Annotated in this window: 13 protein-coding genes and 1 pseudogene; 8 read left to right on the top strand and 6 right to left on the bottom strand. The window is 69.7% G+C overall.

The window, feature by feature from the left end; translation table 11 throughout:
• Nucleotides 1-469, bottom strand: a pseudogene (locus D7V88_RS29150) (outer membrane protein assembly factor BamB family protein); the annotation flags it as partial.
• 97 nt (nucleotides 470-566) lie between these two features.
• Between D7V88_RS29150 and D7V88_RS29145 the strand changes: the two are divergent.
• From D7V88_RS29145 to D7V88_RS29120, 6 genes are read left to right on the top strand one after another with little or no spacing between them, the layout of a single operon-like run.
• Nucleotides 567-2,810, top strand: coding sequence for an HTH domain-containing protein (locus D7V88_RS29145; RefSeq protein WP_120543892.1), 2,244 nt, complete (start codon nucleotides 567-569; stop codon nucleotides 2,808-2,810).
• A gap of 54 nt (nucleotides 2,811-2,864) precedes the next feature.
• Entirely contained in the window at nucleotides 2,865-3,782 is a 918-nt protein-coding gene (locus tag D7V88_RS29140; protein WP_120543891.1) for a HEAT repeat domain-containing protein, read from the top strand.
• A gap of 2 nt (nucleotides 3,783-3,784) precedes the next feature.
• Nucleotides 3,785-4,402, top strand: coding sequence for a hypothetical protein (locus D7V88_RS29135; RefSeq protein ID WP_120543890.1), 618 nt, complete (start codon nucleotides 3,785-3,787; stop codon nucleotides 4,400-4,402).
• Between the two features lie 11 nt (nucleotides 4,403-4,413).
• Complete coding sequence (locus tag D7V88_RS29130; RefSeq protein WP_120543889.1) at nucleotides 4,414-5,442, top strand: biotin--[acetyl-CoA-carboxylase] ligase; 1,029 nt, start codon at nucleotides 4,414-4,416, stop codon at nucleotides 5,440-5,442.
• Nucleotides 5,443-5,474: 32 nt separating this feature from the next.
• Nucleotides 5,475-6,245, top strand: coding sequence for a type III pantothenate kinase (locus D7V88_RS29125; RefSeq protein ID WP_120543888.1), 771 nt, complete (start codon nucleotides 5,475-5,477; stop codon nucleotides 6,243-6,245).
• Complete coding sequence (locus D7V88_RS29120; RefSeq protein WP_120543887.1) at nucleotides 6,242-7,387, top strand: hypothetical protein; 1,146 nt, start codon at nucleotides 6,242-6,244, stop codon at nucleotides 7,385-7,387. The genes D7V88_RS29125 and D7V88_RS29120 overlap by 4 nt, the downstream gene beginning before the upstream one ends.
• Before the next feature lie 123 nt (nucleotides 7,388-7,510).
• On the opposite strand, the gene D7V88_RS29115 is transcribed toward D7V88_RS29120, so the two are convergent.
• The 4 genes from D7V88_RS29115 to ald all read right to left on the bottom strand — a co-directional run bounded on the left by D7V88_RS29115 (nucleotide 7,511) and on the right by ald (nucleotide 12,422).
• Nucleotides 7,511-9,313, bottom strand: a complete 1,803-nt coding sequence (locus D7V88_RS29115) for a response regulator (protein ID WP_120543886.1) — start codon at nucleotides 9,311-9,313, stop codon at nucleotides 7,511-7,513.
• 186 nt (nucleotides 9,314-9,499) lie between these two features.
• Nucleotides 9,500-10,366: an anti-sigma factor family protein gene (locus D7V88_RS29110; RefSeq protein WP_120543885.1), complete on the bottom strand. Its 867-nt coding sequence runs from the start codon at nucleotides 10,364-10,366 to the stop codon at nucleotides 9,500-9,502.
• Nucleotides 10,367-10,392: 26 nt separating this feature from the next.
• Nucleotides 10,393-11,040, bottom strand: coding sequence for a sigma-70 family RNA polymerase sigma factor (locus tag D7V88_RS29105; protein WP_120543893.1), 648 nt, complete (start codon nucleotides 11,038-11,040; stop codon nucleotides 10,393-10,395).
• A gap of 254 nt (nucleotides 11,041-11,294) precedes the next feature.
• Entirely contained in the window at nucleotides 11,295-12,422 is a 1,128-nt protein-coding gene (gene ald, locus D7V88_RS29100) for an alanine dehydrogenase (RefSeq protein ID WP_120543884.1), read from the bottom strand.
• Nucleotides 12,423-12,598: 176 nt separating this feature from the next.
• Here ald and D7V88_RS29095 point away from each other — a divergent pair, with 176 nt between their 5' ends.
• Both D7V88_RS29095 and D7V88_RS29090 read left to right on the top strand, forming a co-directional pair.
• On the top strand, nucleotides 12,599-13,912 hold the full coding sequence (locus D7V88_RS29095; protein WP_120543883.1) for a radical SAM family protein: 1,314 nt from the start codon (nucleotides 12,599-12,601) through the stop codon (nucleotides 13,910-13,912).
• 65 nt (nucleotides 13,913-13,977) lie between these two features.
• Nucleotides 13,978-14,676, top strand: a complete 699-nt coding sequence (locus tag D7V88_RS29090) for a hypothetical protein (RefSeq protein WP_120543882.1) — start codon at nucleotides 13,978-13,980, stop codon at nucleotides 14,674-14,676.
• Nucleotides 14,677-14,695: 19 nt separating this feature from the next.
• Here the strand turns inward: D7V88_RS29090 and D7V88_RS29085 are convergent.
• The coding region (locus D7V88_RS29085; protein ID WP_147448908.1) for a response regulator at nucleotides 14,696-15,097 on the bottom strand (402 nt) is incomplete at its 5' end.

Raw genomic sequence — 15,097 nt, 5'->3', positions numbered from 1 at the left:
GGGGAGGGTCCTCCTTGTGGGGGGCGGGCTTGCCCAGGCCCTTGAGCGCCTCGCCCAGCTTCCGGGCGACCGTGGGGGAAAGGGCCTTGGGGGCGACCTTCGCCACGTCCTGGAGGAAGCGCTGGCCACTTTCCCGGGTCGCTTTTGTCAACTCCTCGGTGTCAACCTTGATAGGGGGACGCAGGAGGTGAGCGGGCCGGGCAAGGCTCGCGACAGAAAGTTCGATGTCCGGCCCGACGCGCCGGAGCACCAGTTCCAGATGCGCATCCGTCAACGAAACCTGGGCCATCCGGCGGGCGCCGACGTGCAGGGCCGCCACGGCCTCCACCAGAGCGGGAATCACCTCCGCCAGGGGCTCTTCCACGGCCCCGGACAACAGGTTCACCCCGTCCAGTTCCAGCGCGATGGAATCGAGCGGGGAGGCTGACGGTTCGCGCTTCCAACGCTGTCCGATGCGTATCCGGGTCATTTACGTTCGTTGACAAGCCAGTTTAGCGGTGGCTAGCATCCGCCGCCCATACGGACCTACATTTTTGTAACCGTTCGGAATTCTTGGGGATTACTCGATGACATTTTACGAGGCCGCGCTCCGAGTGCTGGAGAGCGAAGGTCGCCCCCTGCATTTCCTTGAGATCACGGAGAAGTCCATCCAGCTGAGCCTGCTGTCCCACATCGGCAAGACACCGGAAGTGACGATGCTGTCGCGTCTGGCTGCCATGGCGCGGCGGACGCGGGATCGCAAGGTGATTGTCACGGCGAAGGATACCTTCGCACTGACGGACTGGTCACTCTCCGAGGATGCCGAGGCACTTGCACAGACGGGCGTGATGGAGCCGCATCCGGAGGAAGAACTTCCTCCCCTGCGGCCCGTGGAACGCCACCCGGAGCCGCGCACGGACAACGTGCGCGCGTCGGGGCGTGGCACGGAACGCAAGCGCCGCCGGGACGAGGGCGACGAGGAGCGGGGTCGCAGGAAGCGCTTCCCGCCGCTGCCGGAGGTGGTGTTCGAAATCCTCAGCGAGGCGGAAGTCGGCCTGCGCACGGATCAGCTCATCGAACGCGCTCGCTCCAAGGAGCTGTGCGCCGAGGAGACGACGGTGGAGGCGGTGCTCACCGCCCTGCTGGAGGACAACCAGCGCCGCATCGACGCGGGCCGCCGGCCCCAGTACGCCTTCAACCAGGAGACCGGGGAGGTGTCGCTGGAGCGCGCGGGTGCGCCGAGCGAGGCGCCGCCCCTGGAGCTCCAGGCGGCGTTCGCGCAGGCCCTGGGCATCCCGCTGGAGGGAGGCCGCCCGGTGCTGGGCAAGCCAGTCGCCGGTGTGGAACCCCTGGTGGACGAAGCCCTCATCACCACCGCGCGCACGGCCCTCAAGGACGCGCGTCGGGCGGTGGCGCGCGGGCTGCGCAAGCGCCTGGGCGACGCGGACGTGGGCACCTTCGAGAAGTCCGTGGTGAAGATGATGCACGGGCTGGGTTTCCGCGAACTGAAGGTCGCGAAGCGCTCCAAGGAAGGCCCCCTGCTCACCGCGCGCAAGCGCGAGGGCAGCGTGGAACTGCGCTACGCGGTGCGCATGCTCAAGGGCACGCCGGGCGTGGACCGCAAGACGGTGCAGGAGTTGCGGCGCGACCTGGGCCACTACTCGGCGCAGGTCGGCCTGTTGGTGAGCGCGGGCGAAGTGCGCGGCGACGCGCGCTCCGAGGCGCAGGCCACGGGCTCGCTGGTGATGCTGTGGTGCGGCGACGCGCTGGGTGAGAAGTTCCTGGAGGCCCGGACGGCCGTCAACGTCACCCAGGTGGAGCTGTACGACATCGACGAGCGCTTCTTCGAGGCCGCGAAGCTGGACGCCGAGGAGGCCCAGCGGCGCCGCGAGGAGCGCAAGAGCGAGAAGCAGGCCCGCGAGGAGGGTGGCGAGGTGGAGGTGTCCGCCTCCGCTCCCGCCGCGGACCGGCCGGAGCGCGAGGAGCGTCCCGAGCGGGGCGACCGGCAGGAGCGTGCCGAGCGCCGTCGCGACCGTCAGCGTGCGCGCAACGAGGCCCGCGACGCGGCCGCCGCGCAGGGTGGAGCCGAAACGCCCGAGCCCAAGGCAGCACCGGTGGCCGCCGCGCCGCCGGCCGCCGCCGGGTTCACGCCCGCGTCGTCGGAGGAAGACGACTCCGACGAGGGGGATGACGAGGACGGGGACGACGACCTGGAGGCCGCCAGCGCCTTCGTGGGTGGAGCCAAGGAGGGCGCCGAGGGTGGTGCTTCCGCCGAGGCCTCCGCTTCCGAGCGCAAGCGCCGCCGCCGTCGCCGCCGGGGTCGTCGCGGCCGTGGCACGCGCGGAGCGGAGGGCACGCTCGCGGGCGAGGCCGGCGCTCCCGCGCCAGGCTCGACTGGCGAGACGGTCGCCGCCTCGGGTGAGATCGCCGCGCCTTCCGTGGGTGGAAGTGGCGGAGGCGAAGGGCTGGTCGCGCTCGCGGGCGAGGCACTGCCCGTCGCGGCCGACGCGGCCCCTGGCTCGTCCCACGGGGAAGCAGCCGTCAGCGCGCCGAGCGAAGGCAACGCGTGGCAGGCGGGCGAAGCCGTGAAGGCCGAGCCGGAGTCCGCCGATGCGGCGCGGGCCCGTGTGGAAGCCGCGCAGGCCGCGTCCGATGCCGTGACGCCGGGCGCGAGCCCCGCGTTGTCGCCCTCGGATGAGGCGTCCGCGACGCCTGCCGCCGATGCGGCTGCATCCCAGAGCGAGCCCGTGGAGATCCGCGAGGCCCGCGAGGTGCACGAGGCACCGGTGTCGTCCGAACCGGGGACTCCGCCCGAGGGCAAAGAGGGCTGAAGTCCCTCACGGAATCGGGTGCGGTGGACGCGGGAGTGTTAGCGTAAGGGGGCCATGAAGCCGGCCCTGCTGCTCACCTCCTGCGTGCTGTTACTCGGGGCCTGCCGCTCGCAGGCCCCGCGCCATCCGGTGGCGCCGGTGGAACTGTCCGGGGACACCGTGCGGGACAACGCGCTCCTGGGCTTCGGTCCGGATGGGGTGCGGGAGCTGTTCTCCGACGCGCTGGAGGGCTCCGGCCGCTTCGAACTGGTGGCGGACGAGGATCCGAAGAAGGTACGTCCCTGGCGCATGTCGTTGGACCTGCCCTTCACCCGCGAGGTGCTGAAGGACGGCAATCCCCACAGCTTCGCGGAGGTGGGCGCCAACCTGTCCCTGGAGCGCTTTGGCGGCGCCGTGCCCCAGCACTACGAGGTGGTGGGGCTGGGCGAGGCGCAGGTGCAGGAGGACTCGGAGGAGGGCCGCCGGGTCGCCATGCGCGCCGCGCTGGAGAGCGTGCTGCGGCAGGTGACGGAGTCGGCGCTGATGCAGCTCTCCGCGCTGGAGCGCACGGACGAAGCGCTGGTGACGGACCTGCGCGCCGTCGACGCTCGCATCCGCGAGTTCGCCCTGCGCACCCTGGCCGAGCGCAAGCACCCGGCCGCCGCGCCCCTGTTGATTGAGCGGCTGAAGGACACCAGCGACGCGGACGCGGTGCGCCGCACCATTGGCGCGCTGGCGGAGATGAAGGCGAAGAGCGCGGTGCCGGCCCTCATCGACCTGGCGCGCGGCCGCGACCCCGGCTTCCTGCAGGAGATCGTCTTCGCGGTGGGCGAGATTGGCGGCCCGGAGGCGGAGGCGTACCTGTACACGGTGGCCCAGGGCCACGACACGCCGTCGGTGCAGGCCGCGGCGCAGCAGGCGCTCGACACACTCTACGCATCACGAAACCACGCAACGGTGGAGGCGCGTGGCCAGGGCCACGCGAACCCTTGAGTATGAGGCAATCGCTGTCGACGGTGGGGGGCATCGCCCTCCTGGCCACCACGCTCGTGGGCTCTGGATGCGCGAAGCGCGTCGAGTCGGACACGCGCCCCGCACCCGAATCCATCGCCGAGTACTACCCGCTGGCGGTGGGCAACCAGTGGACGTACCGGCTGGACAAGCGGGACGACAAGCCCGTCACCGTGGAGATCGTCAAGGAGCAGGACGGGTACTTCCTGGACAACCAGGGCGGGCAATTGACGGTGGACGCCTACGGCCTGCGTGACCCCAAGCGCTACCTGTTGCGCGGCCCGCTGGAGGCCGGGCGCGGGTGGAACAACGTGGTGTCCGTGTCCTCAACGGAGCGCTACCAGCTCGTGCAGGTGGGCTTCGCGTGCCAGGCGCCCGCGGGGTCGTTCCCCAACTGCGTGAGCGTGGAGGGCCGCAACCGGGTGGACGCGAAGACGACGCTCGTCAACACGATGACCTTCGCCGCGGGCGTGGGCCTGGTGCGCGTGGATGTCGCCACGGAGCAGGACGGCAAGCGCGTACCGCAGACGGAGCTGGAACTGGTGTCCTTCAAGGTGGGGCCCGCTGGCGCCGCCGCGACCCCGCCGGCCGCCGCGAACTGAAGCGCCCGCGCATGGCCGTGGAGACGAACGAGCTGTCGCAGGACGCGCGCATCCTGGGCTTCCTCTCCGAAGGTGGGGAGGGCTTCATCTCCGGGGAGGCCCTGTCGAACCGGCTGGGCCTGTCGCGCACGGCCGTGTGGAAGCACGTGGAGGCCCTGCGGCTGAAGGGCTACCGCATCGAAGCGGTGCCCGCGAAGGGCTACCGGCTGGTGGGCCGTCCGGACCGGCTCTCCTCGCTGGAGCTCCACCCACTGCTCACCACGCGCGCGATGGGGCGCGTGCTGCACCACCACGAGACCCTCGGCTCCACCAACGCCACGGCCTTCCGGCTGGCCCAGGATGGCGCTCCGCACGGCACGGTGGTGGTGGCTGAACAGCAGACGGCGGGCAAGGGGCGCCGGGGCCGCGCCTGGGTGTCCCCGCCCGGCCTCAACCTGTACTTCTCCGCCATCCTCCGCCCGGCGCTGGCCCCGCAGCACGCGCCGGAGCTGACGCTGGTGGCCGCCGTGGCCCTGGCGGAGGCCCTGCGCGAGGCCGGCTCCGACGCGGCCATCAAGTGGCCCAACGACGTGCAGTTGGGGGGCCAGAAGGTGGCGGGCATCCTCACGGAGCTGTCCGCCGAACCGGAGCGCGTGCACTTCGTCATCGTGGGCGTGGGCGTCAACCTCAACGCCGGTCCGGAGCACTTCCCGGAGGAGCTGCGGGACACCGCCACGTCGCTGTCCCAGGTCCTGGGACGGCCGGTGGCCCGCGCGGCCTTCACGGCGGCCCTGTGGGCGCGGCTGGAGGCCTGGCTGGATACGTACCTGGCCACCGGCTTCGACGCGGTGCGCACCCGCTGGAAGGCCTTGTCGAGCACCCTGGGGCAGCAGGTCCGGGTGCGCACGGACCGGGGGGACTGGGAGGGGTTCGCGGAGGACATCGATCCCACGGGGGCGCTGATGGTTCGCACGGCGGACGGCCGGGTGGAGCGGGTGCTCGCGGGCGACGTGGAGCAACTGCGCCCCCAGGGACAGACGCGCCCTCAAGGACGCGGCTGATTCACGGGCTTCGCGGTAGACTGGCGCACGTGATGCTCCTGGCCATCGACGTCGGCAACACCAACACCGTGCTCGGCGTGTACGAGGGCAAGCGGCTGTTGGATCACTGGCGCCTGGAGACGAGCGCGCGGCGTAGCGCGGACGAGTACGGCATCCTCGTGCGCCAGCTCTTCACCTGGAGCGGCATCGACGCCTCGCGGGTGTCCGCCGTGGCCGTGTCCAGCGTGGTGCCGCCGCTCCAGTTCAGCCTGGAGAAGATGAGCGAGCGCTACTTCAAGACGCGCCCCATGTTCGTCGGCCCGGGCGTGAAGACGGGCATGCCCATCCTCTACGACAACCCGCGCGAAGTGGGCGCGGACCGCATCGTCAACGCGGTGGCCGCCTACGAGAAGCACCACAAGGGCCTCATCGTGGTGGACTTCGGCACCGCGACGACGCTGGACGCGGTGACGCCCCGGGGCGAATACCTGGGCGGCTCCATCTGCCCCGGCATCAACATCTCCATGGAGGCCCTGTTCCAGAACGCCTCCAAGCTGCCGCGCGTGGAGTTCGCGCGGCCGCCGCACGTGGTGGGCCGCAACACCGTGCACTCCATGCAGTCCGGGCTCGTCTACGGCTACGTGAGCATGGTGGACGGCCTCTGCGCGCGGATGGAGGCGGAGATGGGTTTCACCGCGAAAGTGGTGGCCACCGGGGGCCTCGCCCCGCTGGTGGCCAGCGAATCGAAGGCCATCCAGGAAGTGGATGAGTTCCTCACCCTGGAGGGGCTGCGCATCATCTACGGAAGGAATCACGCCTCATGAGCCTCGCTCCGGATCCCACCATCCCGGCCCCGCCGCCGGGCTGCCCCTTCAACGCCGAATTCCTGCCGCCCAACCTGCGCAAGCACGTGGACCCCAACGCCCCCGTGCCGCTGCGCATGATGGCCGCCAAGTCGCTCGTGCCCCTGAATCCGGCGGACATGCTGGGCGCGCTGTTCATGCTCACGTTCGATCCGGAAGCGAACGTGCGTGAGACGGCGGCCAAGACGTGCGCCACGCTGCCGGACCGCATCCTCGGCTCCGCGCTGCGCGACGAGGGCGTGCCGCCGCCCGTGCTGGGCTACTTCCTGGGCCTGTTGAAGGACAAGGAAGCCTACGCGGAGATGCTCGTCCTCAACTCGGAGACGCCGGACGACGCCGTCGCGGGCGTGGCGTCCACGTGCAGCCCGAAGGTGGCGGAGATCATCTCGCAGAACCAACTGCGACTGCTGCGCCACGAGGACATCGTCCGCAACCTGTGCGTCAACCCCGGCGCCCCGGCGTCGCTCGTGGACAGCATCTGCGACTTCGCGGTGCGAAGCGGGCTCATCCTGGCGGACGTGCCGGCGATGCAGGCCGCCCGGGTGCGCATCTACGGCCCGCAGGCCGCCGCGGCCCCTCCGGATCCGGGCCCCACCGCGGAAGAAGTCCTCCAGGAACTGGGGCCGGCGGCGGAGAAGGAAGACGAAGCCCCGATGGAGGAGGCCAAGCGTCAGACGCTCGCGCAGCGCATCATGAAGATGTCCATCGCGGAGAAGATCAAGCTGGCGACGCTGGGCAATAAGGAAGCGCGCACGAACCTCATCCGCGACACGAACAAGCTCGTCTGCACGGCCGTCATCCGCAGCCCCCGCATCACCGACGGCGAGGTGCTCGCGTGCGCCGCCAACCGCGCCATCAACGACGACGTGCTGCGCGTCATCTACAACAACCGCGAGTGGACGAAGATGCAGAAGGTGAAGCTCGCGCTGGTGAAGAACCCCAAGGTGCCGCTCACCGTCACCATGAAGTTCCTCAACACGCTGCGCGACACGGAGCTGAAGGACCTGGCGCGCGACAAGAACGTGCCCGCCGCCGTGCAGTCCTTCGCCAAGAAGCTGCATGAGAAGAAGACCGCCCCCAAGAAGGAGGGCGGCGGTCACTGAGGTTCCGAGCGGTGCCGGGCTTGCGTGCCCGGCGTCGCTCCAGGAACCGCGACAAGCGGGCCGGAAGGGGGAGGGCGGTCGTCCCGCGCCGTCCCCCGCTCACGGGGCCCGCCTCCAGCGACGCTAGGCCGCAGCTTCCTCGTCGGCGTCGTCGCCCACGGAGGTGCCGGGCTCGTCCAGCAACTGCTGCGCGATGGCGAGCGCCTTCTTCGTCTTCTCGCGCAGCTTCTCGTCGCCCTTGATGCGCGCGTAGAGCTTCGTCACGCGCTCCTCGTTGCGCACCGCCGCCTGCTCCAGCTCGGTGATGCGGGCGCGCAGCCCGTCGGCATCCGCGGCCGCCTGGGCGCTCTGGGCGGACAGGTCCGCCTGGCTCTGATCCAACTGCGAGCGCAGGCCTTCCGCCTCCTGCTGCGCGGCTTCCACCTGGGAGCGCAGGCCTTCGGCCTCCTCGCGCGCCGCCTGGAGGTCCGCGTCCTGCTGGGCCGCCTGGGCCCGCAGCCCTTCCACCTCACCCTGGAGCGCTTGCGCCTGGGCCTGGTGCTGATCGAGCTCCGCCTGGAGCGTGCCCAGCTTCGCGGTGGCGCCGCGGGCCTCCTCCTTGGAGGTGGCCAACTGCTGATCCACGCGCTTGCGCTCGGTGGTGAGCTGCTCGGTGCGGCTGGTGAGCGTCTTGATCTGCGCGTCGCGGCGCGACAGCTCCTCGTCGGAGGTGCTGGCCTTCTGCTCCAGCTCCAGGTGCTGATCCTTCAGCTCGATGATCTCCTGGTCCTTCTGGTTCAGCTCCGACTTGAGGCGCAGGATCTCCTTGTCGCGCTTGTTGACGGTGTCGCGCAGCGCGAAGGTGTCCTTGTCGTTCTTGCCGACGTTGGAGCGCGAGGTCTCCAGCTCCGTCGTCTTCGCCTGGAGTTCGGACTCCAGCGACTGCACGCGCTCCTCGGCCTGCGTCGCCTGTCCGCGCGAATCCTCCAGCGCGCTCTGCAGCTCCGCCACCTTCGCGCGCAGGTTGCGCAGCTCCGCGACCTCCGCCGCGGAGGGGCCCATCGCCGGCTGGGGCACCGGGCCCGGGCCTGCGATCGCGACCGGGCGGGGCGCGGGAGGCGTGGGCACCGCGCGCAGCGGCGCGGGCGTGGGCGCGGCGCGCACGGGCGCGGGCGTCGGCGTGGCCCGCACCGGCTCCGGATCCACCGGCGGCATGAAGCCGATGACGGTCTTCTCCTCCGGCTCGTCGTCGCCCAGGTCGCTCAGCACGTCCAGCGAGTCGTCGTTGTCGGAGCCCAGCGAGTCGAGCGCGGAGATCTCCTCCTCGGCGGACGGAGACTCCAGCTCCGGCGGCGCGAGCACGGCCTCTTCCTCGGGCGTGCCGGTGACGGGCTCGGACATGTCTCCGAAGGCTTCGTCCAGCATGTCCAGGTCTTCACCGGGCACCGCGGGCTCCTCGCCCGTGTCCACGGCGATCTCCTCGCCGAAGTCCGGCGCGGCGTCTTCCTTGCCGAAGTCGTCGCCCAGCGAGTCCAGCGTGAGGCTGTCGTCCACCACCTCGTCACTGGCCGGCAGCTCCGGGAAGCCGATCAGGCTGCCCACGCGGTCCACCAGCGTGTCGGTGTCCACGGGCTTGGCGACGTATTCATCCGCGCGCGCCTTGAGCTTGCTGTGCGCCGCGAAGCCGTCCGGGCTGCCGATGATGACGATGGGCAACCCCTTGAGGTCGTCGTCCTTCTTCAGCTTGCCGCAGATGAGGTAGCCGTTCTGTCCGGCGGAGAGATCCACCGCGAGCACCACGAGCTCCGGGCGCTCGCGCCGGATCAGCTCCACGCTGCCCTTGCCGTCCCCCGTCGTCTGCGCCGTGAAGCCCCGGGCTTCCAGGGCCTGCTGCAGGGTGGCGGAGAGGGTGGCGTCGCTTTCGACGATCAGGATTCGCTTGGACATGAAGGAACGGCCGTCCTGGGGGTGCGGCGCGCAGGTGAAACACCACGAACGAGCGGCGGCGCGCGAGAAGAGAGACTCGGTCGAGGCTATCGGCCATGCCTGGGACCGTCAATCTTCACACCGGGCGCAACGCCCGGTATTCAGTTGAGCAGGCGACCACTCGGGCCCCGCGCCGTCAGCCGTGTATCAGGGCTGTAGCGACACGGGCTGGAGCGACACGTTCTGCACGCTCACCGACGGCTTCACCTGCGCGGGGCGCGGGATGCCGTTGGAGCGCAGCTCCTGATCACGCAGCATCTGCAGGATGGCGGCGTCGTCCAGATCCGTCACCAGCTCGTACGTGATGTCGTGATCCCGCCACGTCACCACGTTGTAGGCCTGGCTCGAATCCACGGCCACGTTCTCCACCGTGGGGGACTCCTCCACCGTCACCCGCCGGCCCGTCGCCGGATACACGAACACGCCGATGTTCCGCTTGGCCTCGTTCATGCGCCGGGGCTGGGTCTCGTAGCTGACGTAGACGACTTCCTGGCCGTTGAGCGTGGAGAAGCGGGCGCCCACCGGCTGCGCCTGCTGGAGGCGGGGCAGGGTGATGCGGTGCTCCACCTTGTCGTTGAACCACGCTTCGATCTGCTCCGGCGTGCCCGCCACGAACTCCAGGGGCCGCTGGCGCGTGTGCCGCTGCACCGCTTCCAGGATGGTGGCCCGCTGCGCCTGGCCGGACTGGTACGTCATCCAGGCGCCGCCCACCGTCACCGCCACCAGGGCCACGGCCCCGGCGCGGATCCACTGGCTCACCTGGGCCCGGCGCTGCTCACGGTGCAGGCCGGACTGGATGCCCGCGCGCAGCGAAGCCGGCGCGCGCGAGCCCTGGGCGGACACGGAGTGCTTCGCCGCACGCCGGAGCGTCTGGCGAAGCTGCATCTCCTCGTCCACCCGCGCGATGCAAGCCGGGCAGTCTTCGAGATGCGACTCCACGTCGTGGCGTTCCTCGGGCTGAAATTCGCCGTCGAGGTACGGGTACAGCAATCGCTCGAGTTCCTGGCAGGTCATGGGCGCTCGATGAATCCAACCACGAACTAGCCTGCCTTCTTCCGTCGACGGAACTCTTCCAGGTCCGCGGGCGCGGGCGCCGGCACCGGATCTCCATCATGACGGAAGACACCCTGACCCTGGGCGTACTCGCGCAGCGTCTTCTGCAAGAGCTTGCGACCGCGGAACAGGCGGCTCATCACCGTGCCCACGGGGCACTCGAGGATCTCCGCGATCTCCTTGTAGGAGAACTCCTGGAGGTCCGCGAGGATGACCACCAGCCGGAAGTCGATGGGCAGCGAGTCGATGGACCGCAGCACGTCGTCCGACAGGAGCCGGTCGAAGAAGTATTGCTCGGGGTTGGCCGCGAAGTCCGTCGCGTCCCGGCTCACGAAGCGCTCGTGCACGGCTTCGCGCTCCACGCCCTCCACCACCGTGCGCTCCTTCACCTTGCGCCGGTACCGGTTGATGAACGTGTTGGTGAGGATCTTGAAGAGCCAGGCCTTGATGTTGGTCCCGCGCTCGAACTTGTCGAAGAAGCGGTAGGCCCGCATGCAGGTGTCCTGCACCAGGTCCTCGGCATCGCGCTCGTTCTTGGTCAGCCGGAGGGCCGCCGAATAGAGCGGATCCAGGTGCGCCAGCGCCAGCTCTTCGAATTCCTGCTTCGTCCGGTTGGGTTGCCTGAAGTCCAGCATCATGCTCCCGCCTTCCAGGGGCCCGAAATGATTTGGGGAATGCGTCGCCTGCCTAACGGTCAATCTATGCACCGGAGCAGACGGGTCAACAACGCTTTCCCCTGCCGCGCCGCCCGCATGCCCGCTTCTGATGTGCGGAGACGCCCGGCGGGATCATTTATTCCACAGGGTGGGAACCAGAGGGGGCACCCGGACGGATTTCCCCCCTGGCAACCCGGCCAGAACATGTCTGGCCGGCTGCTGGGCAGGCAGGCCTACTTCTTGCCGCCAATCGCGTCCATCAGGGGCACGTAGTCGTAGCCCATGTCCTTGGCGACGGCCTCGTAGGTGATGTGGCCGTTGTAGGTGTTGATGGCACGCTGGAGGGCGCGGTCGGCCTTGATGGCCTCCACCAGGCCCAGGTCCGCGATCTTCCGCGAGTACGGGCGCGTGGTGTTGGTGAGCGCGAACGTGGACGTCTGCGGCACGGCGCCGGGCATGTTGGCCACGCAGTAGTGGACGACGTCGCTCACGGTGAACGTGGGGTTGTCGTGCGTGGTGGGCTTGCACGTTTCGATGCAGCCGCCCTGGTCCACCGCCACGTCGACGACGACGGAGCCGGGCTCCATCTCCGCGATGAGCTCACGCGAGACGAGCTTCGGGGCCTTGCCGCCGGGGATGAGCACGCCGCCGATGACGAGGTCCGACTCGCGCACGGTGCGCGCGATGGACTCCGTGTCCGACGCCAGCGTCTGCGCGCGGCCGAGGAACACGTCGTCCAGGTAGGTGAGGCGCTCCAGGTTCACGTCCAGGATGGTCACTTCCGCGCCCATGCCCACCGCGACCTTGGCGGCGCACAGGCCCACCACGCCGCCGCCGATGACGGCCACGCGGCCGCGACGCACGCCGGGCACGCCGCCCAGCAGGATGCCCTTGCCACCGTGGGCCTTCTCCAGGCACGCGGCGCCGACCTGGATGGCCATCTTGCCGGCCACCTCGCTCATGGGCTTGAGCAGCGGCAGGCTGCCGTCGTCCAACTGGAGCGTCTCGTAGGCGACCGCGGTGACCTTCTTCTTCAGGAGCGTCTTGGTGAGCTCCGGGTCCACGCCGGCCAGGTGGAAGTACGTGTAGACGATCTGCCCGGGCTGCATGCGCTCGTACTCGGGCGCGATGGGCTCCTTCACCTTCACGACCATCTCCGCGCGCTTCCACACCTCATCCGCGCTGGAGATGATCTGCGCGCCGACGCGCTGGTACTCCGAATCAGGGATGCCGGAGCCGACGCCTGCGTTCGTCTCGACCAGCACCGTGTGCCCCGCGCTGGTCAGCGCGCGCACGCCCGCAGGCACCATGCCGACACGGTACTCGCGGGTTTTGATCTCCTTGGGAACTCCGACGATCACGACTGCCTCCGGATAGGGGACTGCGAAAACGTGGCGGACCCATAAACCAGGGCCCCAGCGCTTTCAAGGCGCGCTCCGGCACCGTGGGGTGGGCTTGCGTGATGGGGCTCATTCGCTCGCACACATGACGCGAGGCGTTGGACGCGTCACGGCCGGCTCGTGTTAGTTAGCGGGCCATGACGCACGCGCCGAAACTGCTCTTCGCGGACCCCAAGGGCCGGGTGATGGAGCATCCGTACCTCATCGCCACCCTGCGCAGCGGGGAGGAACTCGTGCCGCCGCAGGACAAGCCCATCGCCCTGCCGGCGGCGGGGCGTCTGGTGCACCTGCCCGGACGGCTGCCGGTGGGCCTCAACCCGGACTCCGGAGAGCTGGAGCTGGTGCGCGAGATGAAGATGGGAGGAAAAACCTTCGTGCCCAACGCCGTGGGCGCGCTGCTTCCGCCCGGCTACACGCGCACGTTCCTGCCCGGTGAGGTGAAGGGCGACGGGCCGGTGCTGCCGCAGTGGGCGTACACGGCGGCGGCGTGGGGGGAGAAGGGTCCGCTCGCGTGGGCCATCCACACCGACCGGCGCTCCCATTGGGAGCCGGAGTCGTACTCCACGCCGGAGCTGAAGGGGCTCGTCACCGCGCACATGGAGCGCTTCCCGGACAGCCGCGTGCTCAAGCAGTTGAAGACGTGCGCGCTGCTCTACCGGTGCTTCACGTCGCAGAACATCTTCTATGCCCGCGACGAGGGCGCCATCCCCGCGTCGGTGATGTGCAACGCGCGCTGCGTGGGCTGCATCTCGGATCAGCCCGCAGACGGCCCCCCTGCCTCGCACGAGCGCATGGACGACGGTCCCTCCGCGGAGGAGATGGCGGCCATCGGCCTGTACCACCTGGAGCACGCGCCGGGCCGCACCATGGTGAGCTTTGGCCAGGGGTGCGAAGGCGAACCGCTCACGCGCTGGAAGTACATCGCGGAGTCCATCCGCATCATGCGCGCGAAGACGGACCGGGGCTCCATCAACATCAACACCAACGCGAGCCTCACGCACGGCCTGAAGGCGCTGCTGGATGCCGGGCTGGATGCCGTGCGCGTGTCGCTGAACGCCGCGTCCAAGGGCCTTTATGAGGCGTACTACAAGCCGGTGAAGTACAGCTGGGAGGACGTGGAAGCCTCCATCGCGCTGGCGCGGGAGCGCGGGGCGTACCTGGCGCTGAACCTGCTGCTGTTCCCCGGCGTCACCGACCGCGAGGGGGAAGTGCAGGCGCTGGAGAACCTGGTGCGCAAGTACCGCGTGGATCAGGTGCAGACGCGCTCGCTGTGCATCGACCCCTTGCAGTACCTGGACGTGGCGCGAGGGCAGGGCGCGGGCGGTGAACCGGTGGGCATCCGCACGCTGCTGAACCGGCTGAAGGCGGCGCGGCCGGGGCTCATCATCGGCAACTTCGCGCGCGGCCTGGATGAGCGCGAGAACGCCGCGAGCGCTCCAGACAACGTGTAGACGTGGAGGCGTCACCCCACGTCAGGGGTTTGACCCTCCGGGGGCGGACGGCTACAGAGCCGGGCATGTCCGCCTCCTCCCGCGTCCCGTTCCGCCTCACCGTCCTCTGTCTCTCCTCCAGTGCCGTCGCCGTCCTCGGCGGGTGCAGCAAGGCGCCCGAGGAGCCGGAGTTCGACCACGGGTTGAAGAAGCCCATCGTGCGCAAGCTGCGCGCGGAGCTGAAGGAGACGCCGTGTGACAAGGCGAAGGCGCAGGAGTACGCGCAGCTCCTGATGGCCACCGGCGACCTCAAGGGTGTGACGAAGGCGTCGGACGACTTCGCTGCCGCCGGCTGTGGCGCCAACGTCGTCCTGCTCCAGCATGCGTACACGGCGAACGCGCGCCTGGAGCAGAAGGAGGGGGCACTGAAGGCCGCCACCGCCCTGGTGGAAGCGCAGCCCACCAACGCCAGCTATCGCGTGTGGCGGGGCCTGTCCCAGGAAGCGATGGGCCTGACGGAAGGCGCCGCGGCGGACTACCAGAAGGCCTTCGAGCTCCAGCCGGATCAGCGCCCCATCCTCAACGCGCTGCTCAAGGCCTACGAGACGCTCAACCGGCCCTGTGACGCGTTGGCCGCGTACCAGCGCTACGTGCAGGCGAAGCCCACGGAGGCGAACAAGTCCGACGTGAAGGAGGCGATGCAGGTGCTTGCCAGCAAGACGACCTGCCCGGTGGATGTCGGCATGGAGGATGCCGGAGCGACCGGGGCGGCGACGACGCCCTGAAGCGGGCGGGGCAGGGGGACTACTCGGCGCCGGGGGGCATCAGCTCCTTGGCGACGAGGTTGCCCATCACGGCGTCCTTCGGGATGTAGCCGTCGGCGCCGGCCTCGCGGCAGATGCGCTGCAGCTCCTCCACGTTCTCACCGGAGCACAGCAGCACCTTGATGCCCTTGAAGAGGCTGTTGCTCTTGATGAAGCGGCAGAACTGTTCGCCGTTCACGTTGGGCATGCGCACGTCCAGGAGCACCAGGTCCGGGCGCGTCTGCTTCTTCAGGATGATCTTCGTGGCCTTGTCCGCGGAGTCCGCGATGTGGACCTCGAAGCCCTTGGACACCAGGTCCGCTTCGATGATCCGCGCGGTCATCTCACTGTCGTCCACGATGAGGATGCGCGGCTTGCGCGCCCCGGGGGCCAGCGTCTTGGG

The sequence above is a fragment of the Corallococcus terminator genome (assembly GCF_003611635.1).
Lineage (GTDB): Bacteria > Myxococcota > Myxococcia > Myxococcales > Myxococcaceae > Corallococcus > Corallococcus terminator.
This window is presented reverse-complemented; position numbering and strand designations above follow the sequence as displayed.

Bases quoted from the DNA above. Each gene is read 5' to 3' on its own strand.
- D7V88_RS29095 (WP_120543883.1), top strand. From the start codon at position 12,599: ATGACGCACGCGCCGAAACTGCTCTTCGCGGACCCCAAGGGCCGGGTG.
- D7V88_RS29135 (WP_120543890.1), top strand. From the start codon at position 3,785: ATGAGGCAATCGCTGTCGACGGTGGGGGGCATCGCCCTCCTGGCCACC.
- D7V88_RS29130 (WP_120543889.1), top strand. From the start codon at position 4,414: ATGGCCGTGGAGACGAACGAGCTGTCGCAGGACGCGCGCATCCTGGGC.
- D7V88_RS29110 (WP_120543885.1), bottom strand. From the start codon at position 10,366: ATGACCTGCCAGGAACTCGAGCGATTGCTGTACCCGTACCTCGACGGC.
- D7V88_RS29105 (WP_120543893.1), bottom strand. From the start codon at position 11,040: ATGCTGGACTTCAGGCAACCCAACCGGACGAAGCAGGAATTCGAAGAG.
- D7V88_RS29115 (WP_120543886.1), bottom strand. From the start codon at position 9,313: ATGTCCAAGCGAATCCTGATCGTCGAAAGCGACGCCACCCTCTCCGCC.
- D7V88_RS29145 (WP_120543892.1), top strand. From the start codon at position 567: ATGACATTTTACGAGGCCGCGCTCCGAGTGCTGGAGAGCGAAGGTCGC.
- D7V88_RS29090 (WP_120543882.1), top strand. From the start codon at position 13,978: ATGTCCGCCTCCTCCCGCGTCCCGTTCCGCCTCACCGTCCTCTGTCTC.
- D7V88_RS29120 (WP_120543887.1), top strand. From the start codon at position 6,242: ATGAGCCTCGCTCCGGATCCCACCATCCCGGCCCCGCCGCCGGGCTGC.
- D7V88_RS29140 (WP_120543891.1), top strand. From the start codon at position 2,865: ATGAAGCCGGCCCTGCTGCTCACCTCCTGCGTGCTGTTACTCGGGGCC.
- D7V88_RS29125 (WP_120543888.1), top strand. From the start codon at position 5,475: ATGCTCCTGGCCATCGACGTCGGCAACACCAACACCGTGCTCGGCGTG.